General features: G+C 69.5%; 16 protein-coding genes. 15 read left to right on the forward strand and 1 reads right to left on the reverse strand.

The genetic code is table 11. The features are described 5' to 3' along the window. Positions 1-79: 79 nt before the first annotated feature. From kdpB to EK403_RS13380, 8 genes are all read left to right on the forward strand, one after another. Complete coding sequence (gene kdpB / locus EK403_RS13345) at positions 80-2,116, forward strand: potassium-transporting ATPase subunit KdpB (RefSeq protein WP_128777977.1); 2,037 nt, start codon at positions 80-82, stop codon at positions 2,114-2,116. A gap of 153 nt (positions 2,117-2,269) precedes the next feature. Next, a complete protein-coding gene (gene kdpC / locus EK403_RS13350) occupies positions 2,270-2,839 on the forward strand; it encodes a potassium-transporting ATPase subunit KdpC (protein WP_128777978.1) in 570 nt (189 codons plus the stop codon). Positions 2,840-2,998: 159 nt separating this feature from the next. Then, positions 2,999-5,677, forward strand: a complete 2,679-nt coding sequence (locus EK403_RS13355; RefSeq protein WP_128777979.1) for a sensor histidine kinase — start codon at positions 2,999-3,001, stop codon at positions 5,675-5,677. Then, positions 5,677-6,363 carry a response regulator gene (locus tag EK403_RS13360; RefSeq protein WP_128777980.1) on the forward strand — a complete coding sequence of 229 codons (687 nt, stop codon included), beginning with the start codon at positions 5,677-5,679 and terminating at the stop codon, positions 6,361-6,363. The genes EK403_RS13355 and EK403_RS13360 overlap by 1 nt, the downstream gene beginning before the upstream one ends. A gap of 147 nt (positions 6,364-6,510) precedes the next feature. After that, the gene (locus tag EK403_RS13365) at positions 6,511-6,729 is read left to right on the forward strand and encodes a hypothetical protein (RefSeq protein WP_128777981.1); all 219 of its coding nucleotides are present in this window, start codon (positions 6,511-6,513) and stop codon (positions 6,727-6,729) included. Between the two features lie 125 nt (positions 6,730-6,854). Further along, complete coding sequence (locus EK403_RS13370; protein ID WP_128777982.1) at positions 6,855-8,186, forward strand: aspartate aminotransferase family protein; 1,332 nt, start codon at positions 6,855-6,857, stop codon at positions 8,184-8,186. 33 nt (positions 8,187-8,219) lie between these two features. Beyond that, positions 8,220-9,191, forward strand: a complete 972-nt coding sequence (locus tag EK403_RS13375) for a TAXI family TRAP transporter solute-binding subunit (RefSeq protein ID WP_128777983.1) — start codon at positions 8,220-8,222, stop codon at positions 9,189-9,191. Positions 9,192-9,321: 130 nt separating this feature from the next. After that, positions 9,322-11,808: a TRAP transporter permease gene (locus EK403_RS13380; protein ID WP_128778038.1), complete on the forward strand. Its 2,487-nt coding sequence runs from the start codon at positions 9,322-9,324 to the stop codon at positions 11,806-11,808. Here the strand turns inward: EK403_RS13380 and EK403_RS13385 are convergent. Beyond that, positions 11,805-12,296 (reverse strand): MarR family winged helix-turn-helix transcriptional regulator, encoded by a 492-nt coding sequence (locus EK403_RS13385; RefSeq protein WP_245479690.1) that lies wholly within the window; start codon positions 12,294-12,296, stop codon positions 11,805-11,807. The two genes, EK403_RS13380 and EK403_RS13385, sit on opposite strands and share 4 nt — an antisense overlap. A 154-nt stretch (positions 12,297-12,450) precedes the next feature. On the opposite strand from EK403_RS13385, the gene EK403_RS13390 reads away from it, so the two are divergent. The 7 genes from EK403_RS13390 to EK403_RS13420 form a co-directional block, all read left to right on the forward strand. After that, positions 12,451-13,737 (forward strand): amidohydrolase/deacetylase family metallohydrolase, encoded by a 1,287-nt coding sequence (locus EK403_RS13390; RefSeq protein WP_128777984.1) that lies wholly within the window; start codon positions 12,451-12,453, stop codon positions 13,735-13,737. After that, a complete protein-coding gene (locus EK403_RS13395; RefSeq protein ID WP_128777985.1) occupies positions 13,734-14,612 on the forward strand; it encodes an alpha/beta hydrolase in 879 nt (292 codons plus the stop codon). The genes EK403_RS13390 and EK403_RS13395 overlap by 4 nt, the downstream gene beginning before the upstream one ends. 71 nt (positions 14,613-14,683) lie before the next feature. After that, a complete protein-coding gene (locus EK403_RS13400) occupies positions 14,684-17,005 on the forward strand; it encodes a xanthine dehydrogenase family protein molybdopterin-binding subunit (RefSeq protein ID WP_128778040.1) in 2,322 nt (773 codons plus the stop codon). Continuing rightward, entirely contained in the window at positions 17,002-17,868 is an 867-nt protein-coding gene (locus EK403_RS13405) for an FAD binding domain-containing protein (RefSeq protein ID WP_128777986.1), read from the forward strand. Before EK403_RS13400 ends, EK403_RS13405 begins: the two co-directional genes overlap by 4 nt. Continuing rightward, positions 17,865-19,073 carry a xanthine dehydrogenase family Fe-S subunit gene (locus tag EK403_RS13410; protein ID WP_128777987.1) on the forward strand — a complete coding sequence of 403 codons (1,209 nt, stop codon included), beginning with the start codon at positions 17,865-17,867 and terminating at the stop codon, positions 19,071-19,073. The genes EK403_RS13405 and EK403_RS13410 overlap by 4 nt, the downstream gene beginning before the upstream one ends. 71 nt (positions 19,074-19,144) lie before the next feature. Next, a complete protein-coding gene (locus tag EK403_RS13415) occupies positions 19,145-20,251 on the forward strand; it encodes an ABC transporter substrate-binding protein (protein WP_245479698.1) in 1,107 nt (368 codons plus the stop codon). A gap of 143 nt (positions 20,252-20,394) precedes the next feature. Continuing rightward, a partial coding sequence (locus EK403_RS13420) for a branched-chain amino acid ABC transporter permease (protein WP_245479691.1) occupies positions 20,395-20,995 on the forward strand: 601 nt, incomplete at its 3' end.

Raw genomic sequence — 20,995 nt, forward strand, 5'->3', positions numbered from 1 at the left:
GTCTTCTCGCCCTCGTCCTGATCGCGATTCGCGCCTTGATCGCGCCGCCGGTCCCGACGCCCATCGATGGGTCCCCCTCATGTCCGCGCAATCCCGCTCCCTGCTCGACCCCGCGCTGATCGCACCGGCGCTCGGCTCGGCTCTGAAGAAGCTCAACCCGCGCGAGCTCATCCGCAATCCGGTGATGTTCGCGGTCGAGGTCGTGGCCGTCGTCGCCACGATCCTGTTCGTCCGCGACCTCCTCGCGGGCTCCGGCGCGGCGTTCTCCGGCCAACTCGCTGTCTGGCTCTGGCTCACAGTCTATTTCGCGACCTTCTCGGAGGCTCTCGCCGAAGGTCGGGGCAAGGCGCAGGCCGACGCGCTCCGCCGGACGCGTTCCGAAACCGTCGCGAAGCGCCTGACTGGAAAATCCAACGCTTACGAAGAGGTCGCGGCCCCGGCGCTGAAGGTCGGCGACCTGGTGCTCGTCGAGCCCGGCGACCTCATCCCAGGCGACGGCGAGGTCGTCGAGGGCGTCGCCACCGTCGACGAGAGCGCGATCACGGGCGAGAGCGCGCCGGTGATCCGGGAGTCGGGCGGCGACCGCTCGGCCGTGACCGGCGGCACTAAGGTGCTGTCCGACCACATCAAGGTGCGCATCACGGCCGCCGCCGGCTCCAGCTTCCTCGACCGCATGATCGCGCTGGTCGAGGGGGCCGAGCGGCAGAAGACGCCGAACGAGATCGCGCTCACCATCCTGCTCGCGGGCCTGTCGCTGATCTTCGTGCTCGCGACCGTCACCATCCCGTCCTTTGCCGCCTATTCGGGCGGCGCGGTCCCGGTGATCGTGCTCGTCGCGCTGTTCGTGACGCTGATCCCGACGACGATCGGCGGCCTGCTGTCGGCGATCGGCATCGCGGGCATGAACCGGCTGGTGCGCTTCAACGTCCTCGCCATGTCGGGCCGCGCCGTCGAGGCCGCCGGCGACGTCGACGTGCTGCTGCTCGACAAGACCGGCACCATCACGCTCGGCAGCCGGCAGGCGGCCGAGTTCCTGCCGCTTCCGGGCGTCCGCGCGAGCCAGCTCGCCGACGCGGCGCAGCTCGCGAGCCTGTCGGACGAGACGCCGGAGGGCCGCTCCATCGTCGTGCTCGCCAAGGCGGCGCACGGCCTGCGCGGCCGCGAGATCGAGCCGCTCGACGCGACCTTCATCCCGTTCTCGGCCCAGACCCGGATGAGCGGCGTCGACATCGGGGCGACCAAGATCCGCAAAGGCGCGGGCGACGCCGTCATCGCCCATGTGAAGGCTCTCGGGGGGCGGATCCCGGACGAGCTCGGCGAGATCGTCGAGCGCGTGGCGCGGGAGGGCGGCACGCCGCTCGTCGTCGCGACCGACCAGAGGATCCTCGGCGTCGTCTACCTCAAGGACATCGTGAAGGGCGGCATCCGCGAGCGTTTCCAGGAACTCCGCGCCATGGGCATCCGCACCCTCATGATCACGGGCGACAACCCCATGACCGCGGCCGCGATCGCCGCGGAGGCGGGCGTCGACGATTTCCTCGCCGAGGCGACGCCCGAGGCGAAGCTCGCGCTGATCCGGAAGGAGCAGGAGGGCGGCAAGCTGGTCGCGATGTGCGGCGACGGCACCAACGACGCGCCCGCGCTCGCCCAGGCCGACGTCGGCGTCGCGATGCAGACCGGAACGGTCGCGGCCCGCGAGGCCGGCAACATGGTCGACCTCGACTCAGATCCGACGAAGCTCATCGAGATCGTCGGCATCGGCAAACAGCTGCTGATGACGCGCGGCGCGCTCACCACCTTCTCGATCGCCAACGACGTCGCCAAATATTTCGCGATCATCCCGGCGATGTTCGTGGCGCTCTATCCGCCGCTCGGCGCGCTCAACGTCATGGGGCTAGCGAGCCCGCAGAGCGCGATCCTGTCGGCGATCATCTTCAACGCCCTCATCATCGTGGCGCTGGTGCCGCTCGCCCTCAAGGGCGTGTCGTACACGCCGTCGAACGCCGCGGCGCTGCTCCGCCGCAACCTCCTGGTCTACGGCCTCGGCGGCCTGATCGCGCCCTTCATCGGCATCAAGCTCATCGACATGGGCGTCGCCGCGCTGGGGATCGCATGACCCCAAAGCCCCCTCCGCCGTCGTCCCCCGGCCCGCCCCGGGGGATCCAACCTTCCGCCGCTCGATCCTTGGCCGCGTGCGCTCTACGCCGCCGACGGATTCCCCGGACCAGCCGGGGAATGACGAGCCTTCTTTTGAACCGGTGACAGTCCCATGCTCATCCACTTTCGCCCCGCTCTCATCCTTCTCCTTCTCTTCACGATCGTGACCGGCGTCGTCTATCCGCTTGCGATCACCGGCGTCGCGCAGGTCGCCCTGCCGGCGCAGGCCAACGGCTCTATGATCGAGCAGGACGGCCGGATCGTCGGCTCCAGCCTGATCGGCCAGTCCTTCGCAAGTCCGCGCTACTTCCACGGGCGTCCCTCGGCGGCCGGTCAGAACGGCTATGACGCAAGCTCCTCCTCGGGCTCAAATCTCGGGCCGACCTCCAAGGCGCTCGCCGAACGGATCAAGAGCGACGTCGAGAAGGCGAAGGCCGAGAACGGCCTGTCCGGTCCGGTCCCGGCCGACCTCGTCACCGCCTCCGGCTCCGGCCTCGACCCGGGCGTCTCGCCCGCCTCGGCCCATGCGCAAATCTCGCGCGTGGCGCGCGAGCGCTCGCTGCCCGAGGCCGACGTCAGGGCGCTGGTCGACCACTCGATCCAGCCGCGGCTGCTCGGACTGATCGGCGAGCCGCGGGTCAACGTGCTCGCGCTCAACATGGCGCTCGACGCAATGAAGTAAGGGGTGCGGAAACGGATCGCGTGCTTCGAGACGGCGCTTCGCGCCTCCTCCATGAGGGCCGTAGAAGAGCGGAGAAGGCTCCTCATGCTGAGGAGCCTGCGTCGGCAGGCGTCTCGAAGCACGCAAGCGTTCGCCGCTTCATCTCGCTAAACTCAATCGATGCCGCCCGACGCCCGTCCATCGCCCGAAAGCTTCCTCGCCGCCGCGGGTCGGCAACGCCGCGGGCGTCTCAAGATCTTCCTCGGCGCGGCGCCGGGCGTCGGTAAGACCTACGAGATGCTGACCGAGGCGCAGGCGGCGCGTCGCGAGGGCGTCGATGTCGCTGTGGGCGTGGTGGAGACGCATGGCCGCGCCGAGACCCAGGCGCTCCTAGACGGGCTCGACGCCCTGCCGATGGTCGAGGTCGAGTATCGCGGCCGCGCGCTCAAGGAGATGGACGTCGACGCGGTCCTGAAGCGGGCGCCCAAGCTCGTCCTGGTCGATGAGCTCGCCCACACCAACGCGCCCGGCTCCCGTCACCCCAAGCGCCATCAGGACGTCGAGGAGATCCTCGCGGCCGGGATCGACGTCTTCACGACCGTCAACGTCCAGCATCTCGAGAGCCTGAACGACGTAGTGGCGCGCATCACCCGCGTCCGGGTGCGCGAGACCGTCCCCGACCGCATCTTCGACCTCGCCGACGAGGTCGAAGTGGTGGACGTGACGCCCGACGACCTGCGCAAGCGCCTCGCGGCCGGCAAGGTCTATGTCCGCGAGCAGGCGGAGCGCGCGGTCCGCCACTTCTTCCAGCCCGGCAACCTGACGGCGCTGCGCGAGCTTGCGCTCCGCCGCACCGCCGAGCGCGTCGACGCCGACATGCGCGAGCACATGCGCGCCAACGCCATCGAGGGGCCATGGCCGGCGGCCGAGCGCATCCTTGTCGCGATCGACGAGCGGCCGGGCGCCGCGGCGCTGGCGCGGATGGGCAAGCGCCTGGCCGATCGCTATCGCGCCGAATGGCTCTGCGTCAGCATCGAGACCGCGCGCCACGCGCGCCTTTCCGAGGCCGAGCGAGACCGGATCGCCGATACGCTGAGGCTCGCCGAGACGCTCGGCGCCGAGGCTCTCGCCCTCCCCGGCGGCCCGAACGTCGCCGACGAGATCCTGGACTTCGCGCGGAGTCGCAACGTCACCACCATCGTGGTCGGAAAGGCGCGGCGCTTGCGCTGGTTCGAGCTGCGGAACGGCTCGGTGGTGGCCGACCTCATCGCGCGCTGCGGCCCGATCGCGGTCCTGGTCGCGGCGGGCGACGGCGAGACCGTTCCGCCCAAGAGCGTCGAGCCGCGCGCCGACGCCGCCTCCCCGCGGATCCGCGGCTACGTCGCGGCCGCGGCCGCCGTGCTGCTCGCCGGGCTCGCGGGCCTCGCCGTCGACCTCGCGATCGACCTGCCCAACATCTCGCTGATCTTCGTGCCTGCGGTGCTGGCGATCGCCGTGCGCCACGGGCTGTGGCCCTCGCTCGCCGCGTCGATCTTCGCTGCGCTCGCCTACAACTACTTCTTCACCGACCCGCGCTTCTCGCTGACCGTCAGCGACCCGTCGAACGTCGTGGCCATCCTGTTCTTTTCGCTGACCGCGGTGCTGGCGAGCTCGGTCGCGGCGCGCGTGCGGTCGCAGACGCTGTCGGCGCGCCAGCAGGCGCGCGTCACCGCCGAGCTCTACGGGTTCTCCCGCAAGCTCGCGGCGGTCGCGACCGAGGACGACCTGCTGTGGGCGGCCGCCCACCAGGTCGCGCTGATGCTAAAGGTCGACGTCGTCCTGCTCACCGCCGCGCCGAGCGGCCTCGCCATCGGCGGCGCCTATCCGCCCGAGGACGAGCTCGACGCCGCCGAGCTCGCCGCCGCCACCTGGGCCTACCAGCATGACGAGCCGACCGGACGCGGCGCCGCGACGCTGCCGGGCGCGACGCGGCTGTTCCTGCCGCTGAAGACCAGTCGCGGCAAGCTCGGCGTCGTGGGAGTCGCCCGCCGCTCGGCCGGCGCCGTCCTCACCCCGTCCGAGCGGCGCCTGCTCGACGCCCTCGCCGACCAGACCGCGGTCGCGCTCGAGCGCATCCGGCTCGCCGCCGACGTCGACGAGGCGCGGCTCGAGGCGGAGACCGAGCGGCTGCGCGGCGCGCTGCTCACCTCCGTCAGCCACGACCTCAAGACCCCGCTCGCCACCGTCATGGGCGTGATCACCAGCCTGCGCAGCTATGGCGGCCTCTACGACGAAGCGACGCGGGACGACATGCTGGCGAGCGCCCAGAGCGAGACCGAGCGGCTGAACCGCTTCGTGGCCAACCTTCTCGACGTGGTGAAGCTCGACGCCGGCGGCGTGGCCGCGAAGGCCGAGGCGCTCGACCTCGAGGACGTCGTGGGTTCGGCGCTGAGGCGGGCCGGGTCGGCGCTCGGCGACCGCGAGGTGACGGTCGCATTCTCGGAGGCGCCGCTGCTCGCGCGCGGCGATCCGGTCCTGCTCGAGCACGCGCTGGTCAACGTGCTGGAGAACGCCGGCAAATACACGCCCGCCTCGGCCCGGATCGCGATCGAAGGCGTCCGCGACGGCGACGGCGTCTCGCTCACTGTCACCGACGACGGTCCTGGCGTCTCGCCCGAGGACCTTCCGCACGTCTTCGAGAGGTTCTATCGCTCATCCGAGGGGGACCGGAAGACCGCAGGGACCGGCCTCGGCCTTGCGATCGCGAAGGGATTTCTGGAAGCCATGGGCGGCTCGATCTCGGCCGAGACTGCGCCTGCCGGCCGGGGCGCGCGCTTCACCCTCCGTCTGCGACGGGCGGAAGAGCGGAGCGCGGCCTGATGGCCTCGAGCGCGATCACCGTCCTGATCGTCGACGACGAGGCGCCGATCCGGCGCTTCCTCAGGACGACGCTCGGCGTCAACGACTACAAGGCGCTGGAGGCCGAGACCGCGGCCGAGGCGCTGCGCCTCATGCGCCACGTGACGCCCGAGCTCGTGTTGCTGGACCTCGGCCTGCCCGACATGGACGGGCTCGACCTGATCCGCGAGATCCGCGCAAAAAGCCCCGTTCCGATCGTGGTGCTTTCGAGCCGCGGCGAGGAAGCCGCGAAGGTCGCGGCGCTCGATCTCGGCGCCGACGACTATGTGACGAAGCCGTTCGGGACCGATGAACTGATGGCCCGCATGCGCGCCGCGCTCCGGCACCGCCTGGCGGATCGGGGCGCGGAGCCGATCTTCCGCGCGGGCTCGCTCGTCGTCGACCTCGCGCGCCACAGCGTGAGCCGCGACGGCGCGGAGGTGAAGCTCAGCCCCAAGGAGTTCGCGATCCTCCAGGAGCTGGTGGTGCATGCCGGCAAGGTGCTGACCCATCGCCATTTGTTCCGCGCCGTCTGGGGACAGGACGAGGGCGACCAGACCTCATTGCGCGTCTTCGTGCGCCAGCTGCGGCTCAAGCTCGAGGACGATCCGGCGCGGCCGCGTCTGCTGCTGACCGAGGCCGGCGTGGGCTATCGGCTGGCGGGCTGAAACGCCGGCCGCCCGGCCCCCTTCGCGATCGCGGGACTACCTGAAGGCGTACCCGTGTCATCTTGCCATCTCATGAAAATCTCGTTGTCAAATTAGTGACGCGATAGCAACTTATCGGGACAGAGAAATTTCGTAACGGAGGGGGCATTGAAGAAAATCGAGGATTTGGTCGAGCTGGTTAACGCGGGGGCGCATCTCGACCTGTCGGCCAGCAGGAAGAAGGTACCGGATCTTATCGCTCTTGCGCAAGCGGCATCCCGCAGCAAGTCTAACATTATAATCGATGGATCAAAAAAGGTCGACGACCTGATCGCCATCGTCAAGGCTGGACGTGGCCGCGTCACCATCCGTTTCACGGGCACTTAGCAAGAGCTCGATTGAGGATACTGGCGGTCTTCGCGCTCAATTGAGCCTCGACCCGAAGTCAGCGTCATGTCTTTCTCTCTCGGCCGCCCGGGGGCGGGACGAGCTTGACGCGCTTCGGATGAGACATGAGCAGACTTCTGCATCGCAGCGCCGCGGGCGCGCCGCCTGTCGCCATTGGCGGCGAAGGCGTCGAGCTAATCGACGCCGAAGGACGCCGCTATATCGACGCATCGGGCGGCGCGGCCGTCTCCTGCCTCGGCCACGGCCACCCGGACGTGATCTCGGCGCTGCACGCGCAGCTCGACCGGCTCGCTTACGCCCACACGGGCTTCTTCACGAGCGAGGCGGCCGAGGCGCTTGCGGAGCAACTGGTCGCGACCGCCCCCGAAGGCCTGTCACGCGTCTATCTCGTGAGCGGGGGGTCCGAGGCCGTGGAGGCCGCGCTCAAGATGGCGCGGCAGTATTTCGTCGAGATCGGCCAGCCGGACCGGCGGCACGTCATCACGCGGCGGCAGAGCTATCACGGCAATACGCTCGGCGCGCTCGCGGCTGGCGGCAATGAATGGCGGCGCGCCCAGTTCGCCCCCCTGCTCATCGAGACGCATCACGTCGATCCCTGTTTCGCCTACCGCTTCCAAGAGCCGGACGAGAGCGACGACGCCTATGCGGCGCGCGCCGCCCAGTCGCTCGAGGACAAGATCCTGGAGCTCGGCCCCGACGCGGTCATGGCCTTCGTGGCCGAGACCGTGGTGGGTGCCACCGCGGGCGCCGTCCCGCCGGTCGCGGACTATCTGAAGCGCGTGCGCGCGATCTGCGACCGCTACGGCGTGCTGCTGATCCTCGACGAGGTGATGTGCGGCATGGGCCGCACCGGCACGCTGCACGCCTGCGAACAGGACGGCGTCGCGCCCGACCTGATGACGATCGCCAAGGGCCTCGGCGGCGGCTACCAGCCGATCGGCGCGGTGCTGCTTAGCCAACGGATCTTCGACGCCTTCGCGCGGGGCTCCGGCTTCTTCCAGCACGGCCACACCTATATGGCCCACCCGATGGCGGCCGCCGCGGGGCTCGCGGTCCAACGGATCATCGCCCGCGACCGGCTGCTGAACAATGTGGTCTCGATGGGCGGCCGCCTGAGGCGCCGGCTCGAGGAGCGCTTCGGCAACGCGCCGCATGTCGGAGACGTGCGCGGGCGCGGCCTCTTTCAGGCGATCGAGTTGGTGCGCGACCGGGCGTCGAGGGCCCCGTTCGAGCCTTCGCGGAAGCTCCACGCGCATTTGAAGCGCGAAGCGATGGCGCGTGGGCTTATGGTCTATCCGATGGGCGGCACGATCGACGGCGTGAACGGCGATCATGTTCTGCTGGCGCCGCCCTTCATCGTGAGCGAAGCTGAGATCGACGCGATCGTCGAGCGCCTCGGCGACGCCGTCGACGCCGCTCTCGTCCGCGCCGCCTGACGCGGAGGACCGCAGACCACAGGGGGACCCGCCATGCCGAAGACGACCAAGCTGTTTTCCGCCGCGCTGTTCGGCGCGGCGCTCATGACGTCGCTCCCGGCGATGGCGCAGCAGAAGTTCGTGACGATCGGCACCGGCGGCGTGACGGGCGTCTATTATGCGGTCGGCGGCGCGATTTGCCGGCTCGTCAACAAGGACCGCAAGACCCACGGCATCCGCTGCTCAGTGGAGTCGACCGGCGGCTCGGCCTTCAACGTCAACACGATCCGGGCGGGCGAACTCGACTTCGGACTGACCCAGTCGGACGTGCAGTACAATGGCATGAAGGGCATCGGCGCGTTCAAAGACGCGGGCCCCTTCGAAGAGCTGCGGGCCGTGTATTCGGTTCATCCCGAGCCCTTCACGGTGCTCGCCCGCAAGGAAGCGGGCGTCAAGACGTTCGACGAGCTGAAGGGCAAGCGCGTCAATGTCGGCAATCCGGGGTCGGGCACCCGCAACTCGCTCGAAGAGTTGATCGCCGCCAAGGGATGGACGCTGAAGGATTTCTCGCTCGCCTCCGAACTCAAGGCCGACGAGCACGGCCCCGCGCTCTGCGACAACAAGATCGACGCCTTCTTCTACGGCGTCGGCCACCCTTCCGCGAACATCCAGGACCCCACCACGACCTGCGGCGCGAAGCTCGTGTCGATCACCGGCGAGGCGGTCGACAAGCTGGTGGCCAGCAAGCCGTTCTACGCCAAGGCGACCATCAAGGGCGGCATGTATGCGGGCAATCCGGACCCGACCGAGACCTATGGCGTGCTGGCGACCGTGGTGACCTCGTCCAAGACGCCCGACGACGTCGTCTACCAGATCGTCAAGGCGACGTTCGAGAACTTCAACGAGTTCAAGTCGCTGCACCCGGCCTTCGCCAATCTCGACCCCGCCAAGATGATCAAGGACGGGCTTTCGGCCCCGCTGCATCCGGGCGCGGAGAAGTACTATAAGGAAAAGGGCTGGCTCTGAGCCTCGGCCGGCTGCGGCCCCGCCCGTGACGGCCGTCCAGCCGACCGCCGTCGCGCCCTCGGCCGAGCTCGAACAGCTCGTCGCCGAGGCCGACGTCGGCGGCCGCAGGCCGACCGGCGTCGCTGCCGCGATCCTCACGACGGTCGCGGTCGTCTGGTCGCTGTTTCAGCTCTGGTACGCCTCGCCGCTGCCCTTCGTCTTCGGCTTCGGCATCCTGAACGACACCGAGGCCCGCGCCATCCATCTCGGGATCGCGCTGTTCCTCGCCTTCACGGCCTATCCGGCGTTGAAGTCGTCACGGCGCGACCGGATCGGGCCGATCGACTGGGCGCTGGCGCTCGCGGGCGCGTTCGCGGGCGCGTATTTCTTCCTGTTCTACCGCGAGCTCGCCGCGCGTCCGGGACAACCCACGACGCCCGACCTCGTCACGGCCAGCGTGGGACTCCTGCTGCTGCTCGAGGCGACGCGCCGCGCCCTCGGCCTGCCGATGGTGATCGTCGCCTGCGCGTTCCTCACCTTCACCTTCGCCGGCCCCTACATGCCGGACGTGCTGGCCCACAAGGGCGCGTCGCTGTCAAAGGCGCTGCAGCACCAGTGGCTGACCACCGAGGGCGTGTTCGGCATCGCTCTCGGGGTCTCGACCAGCTTCGTGTTCCTGTTCGTGCTGTTCGGCACGCTGCTCGACAAGGCGGGCGCCGGCAACTGGATGATGCAGATCTCGATCGCGCTGCTCGGGCATCTGCGCGGCGGGCCCGCCAAGGTCGCGGTGGTGTCCTCGGCGCTGAACGGCGTGGTCTCGGGCTCCTCGGTCTCCAACGTCGTGTCGGGCGGCATCTTCACCATCCCCCTGATGAAGCGCACGGGGCTGTCGGGCGTGAAGGCGGGCGCCATCGAGGCCGCCTCCTCGATCAACGGCCAGATCATGCCGCCCGTGATGGGCGCCGCCGCCTTCCTGATGGTCGAATATGTCGGCATCCCCTATTCGGAGATCGTCAAACACGCGCTGCTGCCCGCCATCGCGTCTTATGTGGCGCTTCTCTACATCGTGCATCTCGAGGCGCTGAAGATCGGCTCCAAGCCGATCCCGCGGGAGAAGACCTCGACGCGCACGCGCCTGATCCGCACCGGCCTCGGGATCTCGGGCTCGATCGTCGTTCTCTGCCTCGCCTATTACGGCGTGGTCGCCGCCCAGGCCGCCTTCGGCGACGCCGCCGGCTGGGTTCTCGCTTTCGCGGGCGCAGTTCTCTATGTCGGCTGCGTCTTCGCCGCCGCGCGCCATCCGGATCTCGCGATCGACGACCCGAACGCGCCGATCCTCAAGCTGCCGCGCGCTTGGGACGTCACCGTCACCGGCCTCGACTTCCTCATACCAATCTTCGTGCTGCTCTGGTGCCTGATGGCCGAGCAGATGTCGCCCGGCCTCTCGGCCTTCTGGGCGACGGTGTCGATCCTCGCCATCGTGGCGACCCGCCGGCCGCTGCTCGCGTTGTTCCGGCACGGCGACGTCGCGGCGGAGGCGCGCGCGGCCATGGCCGACCTCGTCGACGGCCTCGCGCTCGGCGCCCGCAACATGATCGGCATCGCGATCGCGACCGCGACCGCGGGCATCGTGGTCGGGACCATCACGCTAACCGGCCTCGGGCTGATGATGACCGAGTTCGTCGAGTTCGTGTCCGGCGGCGACGTCATCGCTATGCTGATCCTGATCGCGGCGGTCAGCCTCGTGCTCGGCATGGGCATCCCGACGACCGCCAACTACATCCTGGTCGCGACCCTGATGGCGCCGGTGGTGGTCGAGCTCGGCGCCCAGGCCGGGCTCGCGATCCCGCTGATCGCGGTGCATCTCTTCGTGTTCTATTTCGGCATCATGGCCGACATCACGCCCCCCGTCGGGCTCGCGGCCTTCGCCGCGGCCGCGATCTCGCGCGAGGACCCGATCAAGACCGGCTTCCAGGGCGCATTCTACGCCCTCAGGACCGCGATCCTACCCTTCGTGTTCATCTTCAACCCCGAGATCCTGCTGATCGGCGTCGACAGCTGGGCGCACGTCCTCTGGGTCGTGATCGTGTGCATGGCCGCGATCCTGCTGTTCTCCGCCGCGACCATGAATTTCTTCGTCACCCGGAGCCGGCTCTGGGAGAGCGCGCTGCTTCTCGTCGCGTGCTTCGCACTGTTCCGGCCGGACTGGTTCATCAACCAGGTGCACCCGGCGACGGTGGAGAAGCCGGCGTCGCAGTTCCTCGCCGCGGTCGCGGCCGCGCCGGAGGACAAGCGCCTCGCCTTCGTGGTGGAGGGCACCACCATCGAGGGCGAGGACGTGCGCAAGACCGTCAGCCTGCCGATCGGGGCTCCGAAACCGACGCCGCAGGAACGGTTGCGGGAGCTCGGGCTGAGCGTCTCGGCGCTCGGCGACCAGGTGACCATCGGGACGGTCGCGTTCGGCTCCTACGCCAAGCGGATCGGGCTCGAGACGGGACAGATGGTGACGGCCGTGATCGAGCCCGCGCCCGGCCGGCCGTCCGCCGGCTGGATCCAGATTCCGGCCCTGCTGCTGGCGGGGGTCGTCTACCTGCTCCAGCGCCGCCGCGCGCCCAAGGAACGGGCAGCCTTCGCCTAAGCCTCGGGCAATCCCGTGGTCTGCCGCCCCTCATGGGAGGCGACGACCCGCTTCAGCAGGGCGATCAGTTTCGCCTGATCCGTCTTGCTCAGGTTCTCCACCGTCGCCTCGTGCGCGCGGCGCGCAGAGCGCTCCATGGCGGCGAGCAGCGTCTCACCCTCCGGCGTCAGCCGGCAGGCCTGAGCCCGCCGATCCGACGTCGAGGTGACGCGCTGCACGAGGCCCCGAGCCTCCAAGCGTTTCAGGGCGCCGGTGGTGGTGGTCCGATCGAGCGAGACGGCGCGGGCGAGCGTCGACTGGTCCGCGACGCAGCGCAGCGAGAGTTCCGACAGCAGGCTGTACTGCAGCGGGGTCACGCGGAACTCGGCGCAGAACTCCGCGAACAGGCTCACATGGATCTGATGAATCCGCCTGGCGAGAAAGCCCGGCCGCTCCATCAGCGGCCAAATTGAATTGGAACTATCTGATCCGGCTGTGTTTTCGCTCATTCCTTCAAGGGCTCGCTGGTGATTTGACCTCCGCCGCGCGGCATTTCGGCTTGGCGGAATGGCACGTCGCCTGCATACTCGATTTGCGAAGCATACTTCGTATTTTCAGCGACGCGCCATGCGCCGACGCGTCGCGCGAGGATGGAGGTCCGGCATGGCGGAAGCGACTGGCTACGATCTGCTGCTGAAGGGCGGCCGCGTGATTTGCCCCTCCACGGGCGTCGACGGCGTCCGCGACGTCGCGATCAAGAACGGCAAGGTGGCGGCGATCGAGGAAGCCATCATCCCGAGCAGCGCCGCCGAGGTGATCAACGTCGCGGGCAAGCTCGTGCTGCCCGGCCTGATCGACACCCACGGCCACATCTACCAATACGTCACCGGCCGCTTCGGGCTGGACCCCGACATGGTCGGGGTGCGCTCCGGCGTCACCACGGTGGTCGACCAGGGCGGCCCGTCCTGCATGACGCTGCCAGGCTTCCGCAAGTTCATCGCCGAGCGCTCCGAGACCAACGTTCTGTGCTTCCTGTCCGCCTATCTGGTCGGCGGGCTCGAAGGTCATTTCTACCCGAACCTCTACAGCCCCGACGGCGTCGACATCGAGGCCACGACCCGCTCGGCCAACGCCAACAAGGACATCGTCCGCGGCATCAAGGGCCATGCCGAGATCGGCGGCTTCGCGCGCTGGGGCATCCGCGTCATGGAGATGGCGGCCGAGATCGCGCGCCGGGTCGACCTGCCGCTCTACGTCCATTTCGGCCAGCTCTGGGGCCTGCCCGAGAGCGGCGCGAACGGCGAGGACGCCGACACCATCCTCCAGCGCGTCATCCCGCTGCTCAAGGAGGGCGACGTGCTCGCCCATCCGTTCACCCGCCATCCCGGCGGCTTCGTGAACCGCGAGGGGGAGGTCCATCACGTCATCCAGGCGGCGCTCGACCGCGGCCTCAAGGTCGATGTCGGCCATGGCAGCCACTTCTCCTACCGCCTCGCCCGCGCCGCGCTCGCGGCCGGCGTCATCCCGCACACGCTCGGCGCCGACATGCACGGGTACAATACGCAGGTGCCCGAAATCCCGGTTCCGGCCGGAACGCCCGAAGAGCATGAGGACGACGAGAACCATCCGTTCAAGGGCCAGGCGCGCTTCAGCCTGACCCAAGCGATGAGCTCGATGATGACGCTCGGCCTGCCGCTCGAGCAGGTCGTTCCCATGGTCACCTCGAACCCGGCCAAGATGCTCGGCATGTCGGACACGCTCGGGGCGCTTGCGGTCGGGCGCAGCGCGGACGTTTCGGTGCTCGACGATGTCCGCGGCCGCTTCATCCTGCGCGACAACGAGGATCACCGGGTGGTGGCCGAGCGGCTGCTGCAGCCGGCCTTCTGCCTGCGCGCCGGCAAGCGCTTCGACGCCGACTCGCCGATCCTGCCGCAGGCGATCGCGGCGTGAGCCTTGGCTCCAATAGGGCGCGCGCGCCGCAGGAGGTCTGGGAGACCCTCTCCCAGGCCGAACGCGACGCGGCCTACAACAACAACGCGGCGGTCAGGAACAGCGCCGAGCTGATCGCCGCGCGCGACGCGGCGGCCGACGCCTTCCGCGCGGCGCATGCTGAGAAGCTCGACCTGCCCTACGGCCCGAAGCCGAGGCAGAAGATCGATCTTTATCCCGCCGCCTCTCCGTCCGCTCCCTGCCTCGCCTTCATTCATGGCGGCTACTGGCAGAGGAACTCCCGCGAGCAGTTCGCCCATTACGCCGAGGGCGCGCTCGCTGCCGGATGGTCGGTCGCGCTGATCGGCTACTCGCTCGCGCCGGACGCGACGCTGACCGACATCGTCGCCGAGATCGGCGAAGCGTTCGACTGGCTGGCCCGGGAGGGGCCGCAGCACGGCGTCGCCGGGCCCATCGTCTGTTCCGGCTGGTCGGCGGGCGGCCAGCTCGCCGCCATGGCGCTCAACCACTCGGCTGTCGCCGCGGGCCTCGCGATCTCGGGCGTCTACGACATCGGCCCCATCCGCGAGACCTTCCTCAACGACGTGCTGAAGCTCGGCGACGACGAGGTCGCGACGCTTTCGCCGCTGAAGCTGCCCATAGTCCAGAAGCCGCTGGCCGTCGCCTACGGGACGGCGGAAGTCCCGGCCCTGATCCATGACTCCCGCGCGCTTCACGCCATGCGGGCGGCGGAAGGCGCGCTCGGCCCGCTGATTCCGATCGAGGGCGCGGACCATTTCACGATCCTCGAGGAGCTGCGCGCCCCGACCGGCCGCCTCGTCGTCGCCGCGCAGGCCGTGCTGGCGGAAGCCCAGAAGAACGGGTCGGTCGCGTGACCGGCCCCCGCACAGCCATCAAGCCGGAAGGCGTCGGGGCGCGGCTGCCGCGCCGCGAGGACGACCGCTACATGCGCGGGCGCGGCCAATATGTCGGCGACGTCAAGATGGCGGGCATGCGGGACGTCGCCTTCGTGCGCAGCCCGCTCGCCCACGCCCGCATCCGCGGCATCGAGATTCCGGACGACATCCGATCCCAGGTCTTTATCGCGGCCGACCTCGACGGCGTGAAGCCGATCCGCGCCGTCTCCGGCCTGCCGGGCTTCAAGGTCTCGGAGCAGCAGCCGCTCGCGACCGAGAAGGTGCGGCAGGTCGGCGAACTCGTCGCGATGTGCGTCGCCCCGACCCGGGCCGAGGCCGAGGACGTCGCCGCACGTGTGGTCCTCGACCTCGAGGAGCTGCCCGCTCTCCACGACATGCGACAAGCCCGCGAGCCCGGCGCGGCGCTCGTCCACGAGCATTGGGGCGACAACGTCTTCCTGGAGACATTCGTCGACATCGACATCGCCTCGGCTTTCGACGCGCCGATCAAGGTGAGCCGTACGATCTCGACCAGCCGGCAATGCATGTCGCCGCTCGAGGGCCGCGGGGTGGTGGCGCATCTCGACCGGCGGCTCGACCAGCTTAACCTGATCACCGCCTGCCAGATGCCCCACATCGTGCGATCAGGGCTCTCCGAATGCCTCGGGATCGAGGAGGGCCGCATCCGGATCGTCTCGCCAGACGTCGGCGGCGGCTTCGGCTACAAGGGCATCCTGCTCGCCGAAGAGGTCTGCCTCGGCTGGCTGGCGCTCTCCTGCGGCCATCCGGTGCGCTGGATCGAGGATCGCCGCGAGCAGCTCGTCGCGAACGCGAACTGCCGCGAGCACCATTACGAGATTACGGTCTACGCCGAGCGCGACGGGACGATCCGCGGGGTCGATTGCGAGGCGACGGTCGATTCCGGCGCCTACTCCGCCTACCCGTTCTCGGCGTGCCTCGAAGCCGCGCAGGTCGCGAGCATCCTGCCCGGCCCCTATGACTTCCCAGGCTATCGCTGCCGCACCTGGTCGGTCGCGACCAACAAGGCCCCGATCCTGCCCTATCGCGGCGTCGCCCGGACCGGGGTGTGCTTCGCGCTCGAGCTCGCGCTCGACGCCGTCGCGGCCGAGGCCGGCCTGCCGCCCGAGACGGTGCGGCTGAAAAACCTCGTGCGCCCCGAGCAGATGCCCTTCGACAACATTACGAAGAAGCATTTCGACTCCGGCGACTATCCGGAAGCGCTCACGCGCGCGCTGGCGGCGATCGACGTCGAGGCGGTTCGCGCCCGCCAGAAACGGGGCGAGCCCGACGGCCGCCGGATCGGCTTCGGTCTGTCGATCTATTGCGAGCAGGCGGCGCACGGCACTTCGGTCTATTCCGGCTGGGGCATCCCGATGGTGCCGGGCCACGAACAGGCCGGGGCGCGGCTGACGCCCGACGGAGGACTGGAGCTCCGCATAGGCGCCCACAGCCACGGCCAGAGCCTCGAGACCACGCTCGCCCAGGTCGCGCACGAGATCCTCGGCGTTTCCGTCGAGCGGGTGAGGCTGGTCCATGGCGACACGGCCATGACGCCCTACTCCACCGGCGCCTGGGGCTCCCGCATGATGGTGATGGCCGGCGGCGCGGTGGCGACCGCCTGCAAGGAGCTCGGCGAGCGGGTCCGGCTGATCGGCGCGCACTTGCTGCAGGCGGCTCCGGACGACGTCCGGCTGGAGGCTGGCCGCGTGGTCGGGCCGGCCGGGGACCTCTCGGTCGCCGAGGTCGCGCGCGTCTGGTATCGGCGCCCGCAGGACCTGCCGCCGGACGTCGACCCGCACGGGCTCGAGGTCACGGCCGGCTACAAGCCGGTCCGCGACAGCGGCACCTTCTCCTATGCGGCGCACGCCGTCGTGGTGGCGGTCGATCCGGAGATCGGCTCGGTCGAGATCCTCGACTACGTGATCGTCGAGGACGGCGGCGTGCTGGTGAACCCGATGGTGGTGGACGGCCAGATCCTCGGCGGCCTCGCGCAGGGGATTGGCACGGCGCTCTACGAGGAGATGCCGTTCGACGTCGCAGGCCAGCCGCTCGCCTCGACGCTCGCCGACTATCTGCTGCCCGGCGCGGCCGAAGTGCCGGCCCCGCGCATCGACCATATGGAGACGCCCTCGCCCTACACGCAGTTCGGCGTGAAGGGCATCGGCGAGGGCGGCGCGATCGCGCCGCCGGCCGCGGTCGCGAATGCGGTCAACGACGCGCTCAGGCCGCTCGGGGCCGAGTTGCTGGTCTCGCCGATCTCGCCGCGCCGCGTCGTCGAGGCTGTGCTCGCCGCGCGTCGAGGCTCGAAGCCAAACGCCGACGACCTCCAGGGCAGAAGGGACGCGGCATGAAGGCCTCGCGCTTCGCCCTCGAACGCCCGCGGGACCTTGAGGAGGCCGGCGCCCTGCTCGCCGGCGCCGGCGGCCTCGCAAAGGTGCTGGCCGGCGGCCAGTCGCTCGGTCCGATGCTCAATCTGCGCCTCGTCGAGCCCGCCCTCGTGGTCGACGTCTCGGGCGTCGCCGAGCTTCGCCGTTTCGACCACGAGGGCGGGACGCTCGTGATCGGGGCGTGCTGCACGCATGCCGACATCGAGGACGGGCGCGTGCCGGACGTCGGCGCCGACATGCTGGCGCGCGTCGCCTCCGGCATCGCCTACAGGGCGGTGCGCAACCGCGGCACGATCGGCGGCAGCCTCAGCCACGCCGATCCCGCGGCCGACTGGCTCTCGGCGCTGTCCGCGCTCGGCGCCACGGTCGAGATCGCCTCCCGATCGGGCCGGCATCGCCTTGCGATCGGAGACTTCGTGACCGGCGCGCTCGAAACCTCGCTTCAGGCGGACGAGGTGCTGGCTGCGGTGCGCATCCCGATGGTCCCGGAGACGGCGCGCTTCGGCTTCGTGAAGCACGCCCGCAAGGTCGGCGAGTTCGCGCATGCGATCGGCGCCGCGCTGATCGACCCGGAGCGCGGGACCGGCCGCTGCGTGATCGGGGCGATCGACGCCCCGCCGCTGGTGTTTCCCGACGCCTCCGTGCTGTTCGGCGGCAGCATCCGGCCGGGCTTCGCGTCCGAGTTCGACCGTTCGGTCGCGGACCGGGCGCTGATCGACGCCGGCGTGACCGATCCCGTCGCGCGCCACGTGCATATCGAGATTCTGCGCCGCGCCGTCATCCAGGCCGAAGGCGAGCCGCTCGTCGAGACGAGGGCGGCGGCATGAACGCCCATGTCCGCCCGCCCCTGAAGGCGCCGCTCTCGCTTACGGTCAATGGCCGCTCCGTCGAGGCCGAGGTCGAGCCGCGCACGCATCTCGCGGACTTCCTGCGGGAAGAACTCGACCTCACCGGCACCCATCTCGGCTGCGAGCACGGCGTCTGCGGCGCCTGCACGCTGCTCGTCGACGGCGAGCCGGCGCGGGGCTGCATCACCTTCGCGGCGACCTGCGGCGACGCCGAGATCGTCACCATCGAAGGCCTCGACGACGACGAACTGACAGCGGAGCTCCGCGCCGCCTTCAACCGCGAGCACGCGCTCCAGTGCGGCTTCTGCACGCCCGGCATGCTGATCGCCGCGCGCGATCTCGCTCTGCGGCTGCCTGAACCCGACGAGCGGCGCATCCGCATAGGGCTTGCGGGCAATCTTTGCCGCTGCACCGGCTATGCCGGGATCGTCCGCGCCATCCGGTCCGTGATCGCGGAGCGCCGCGATCGCGGGATCGCGGCGACGGTCTCCGAGCGCCCCCTTGGACCGGTCGGCGCCCACCGTCCCGGAGCCTCTCCCCGGAGCGCGCCTGACCGGAGGGAAGCGGCCTCGGCGTCGGGGATCCCGGCGTCGGCCGCGACCTCTGTCCGCGAATTCACCCCCGCCGAGACCTTCGAGCAGCGCTTCTCTGTCGCCTTTCCGCCCGAGCGCGTCTTCGCGCTGTTTGGCCATGTCAAAGAGGTTGCGGTCTGCCTGCCCGGCGCCTTCGTCGAGGCGACGCCCTCGCCCGAGCGGGTCGAGGGCGGCATCCGGGTGAAGGTCGGACCGATCTCGGCCGCATTCCGCGGCGTGGCCAACATCGAGCGCGACGAGGCTACGCGGCGCGGCCGCATCCTGGGCGCCGGCGCCGACGGGCGCTCCGCCGCGCAAGGCGAGGTCCGCTACGAGGTGCGTCCCGGCTCCGAGCCGGAGACCTCCGACGTCGTGCTGACCGTCGGCTACACGCTGAAGGGCCCGCTCGCGCAGTTCGGCAGGCCGGGCCTGGTGCGCGACGTCGCCGCCCGCCTTACCGCGGAGTTCGCCCGCAACCTCGAAACCAGGCTCTCGGGCCGCGCGGTCGAGGCCGAGCCTTCGGCGCCCTCCGGGCTGAACCCCTTCCGCCTCGTCGCCGGCCTGATCCTTGGCCGCCTGACCGGGTGGCTGAACCGCATCCGTTCCCGTTGAACCCCGTTCTCTAGGAGACCGCCATGCCGATGATCCGCATAGCCTCCATCGCAGCGCTCGCGCTCGGCCTCATGGCCGGACAGGCGAGCGCCGCCGACACGATCAAGATCGGCGTCAACGAGCCGCTGACCGGCCCCTTCGCGGCGTCCGGCGCCTATGTGGTGAACGGCGCCAAGATCGCGGCCGACGAGATCAACGCCAAGGGCGGCGTGCTCGGCAAGAAGATCGAGCTCGTGATCGAGGACAACAAATCGAACCCGACCGAGGCGGCGGCCGTCGCCGAAAAGCTGATCACCAGCGACGAGACGCCGGTGATGATGGGCGCCTGGGGCTCGAGTCTCACCCTCGCGGTGATGCCGAAGCTCGAGGAGTACGAGGTCCCGATGCTGGTCGAGACCTCCTCGTCGGGCAAGATCACCAATTCGGGCAACCCCTTCGTGTTCCGCATCTCGCCGCCTTCCGCGCTCGAGGCCGAGGCGTTCGCGCCGATGGTCGAGAAGCTCGGCGTCAAGAAGGCCGACTTCCTCGTCATCAACAATGACTGGGGCCGCGGCGCCGCGGGCGATTTCGGCAAGATGCTGAAGGAGAAAGGCGTCACGGTCGGGCTCACCGAGACCATGGACGCAGCCGCCCAGGACATGAGCGCGCAGCTCGCCAAGATCAAAGGCACCGACGCCGACACGCTGATGATCACCGCGGCGGTCGACCAGCTCACCCTGGTGTTCAAGCAGATGGCCGCGATGGGCGTGAAGAAGCGCGTCATCACGACCGGCGGCTCGCAGAACCCCGACCAGATCGTCGCCCAGGCGGGCGCCGCGGCCGAGAAGACCATGCATCTCACCACCTTCCTGCCCTGGGCCCCGGACAAGACCCCGGACCCGAAGGCGACCGAGTACTTCCTCGCCGAGTGGAAAAAGCGCGGCCACCCCTTCGCGGGCGCGACCGAGAGCTTCCGCGGCTATGACGGCATCCGCACAATCGCGGCCGCGATCGAGAAGGCCGGCTCCACGGAGTCGAAGGACATCCAGAAGGCCTTCTGGGACGTCAAGCTCGTCGGCCTCAACGGCCCGATCGAGTTCAAGAAGTCCGGCCCGGTGGGCAAGGAGAGCGGCCAGTCGAAGCCCGGCGTCTATCTGATCGAGATCGCCGACGGCCAGATCGGCGAAGTGAAGCTCTGATCGATCACGGGACGAGCCGTCATCGCCGGGCTTGACCCGGCGATCCATCCCTCTTGAGCAAGGTGATGGATGCCCGGATCAAGTCCGGGCATGACGGCGGCGCCCCAGACGGCAGCCGATCGCCCGCACGTATGGAGTAAGCCGTGGATCAACTTCTGCAACATCTCGTCAACGCGCTCGTGCTGGGCGGCGCCTATGCGCTGCTCGGCATCGGGCTGACGTTGATCTTCGGCATCATGAACGTGGTGAACTTCACCCACGGAGCGCTTTACACCTTCGGTGCCTATGCGATGTACATCGCCTCCGCGTCGCTCGGGATGAACTTCTTCCTCGCGCTGCCCTTCGCGATCGTCGCGGGCCTCGCGCTCGGCGCGCTGATCGAACTCACGCTGCTGAGGCCGCTCCGGGGCGCGGACATCGACACCACGATGCTGGTGATGATCGGCGCCGGCATCATCCTGCAGTCCGGCACGCTTTGGGTGTTCGGCGGCGTCGCCAAGGCGATCCCCTCTCCCTTCCCCGACCAACCGCTCTCGATCGGGCCGGCCTCGATCTCCTGGATCCGCCTGTTCGTGTTCTGCGCCGCGCTCGCGCTGATCGTCGGGGCCTATGCGCTGATCAACGGCACGCGGCTCGGCCGGGCGATGCGCGCGACCTTCCAGGATTCCGACACGGCGGCGCTGATGGGCGTCAACGTCCGGCTCATCTACACCGCGACCTTCGCCATCGGCTCCCGCCCCCCCG

Source organism: Hansschlegelia zhihuaiae (assembly GCF_004103825.1).
Classification (GTDB): domain Bacteria; phylum Pseudomonadota; class Alphaproteobacteria; order Rhizobiales; family Methylopilaceae; genus Methylopila; species Methylopila zhihuaiae.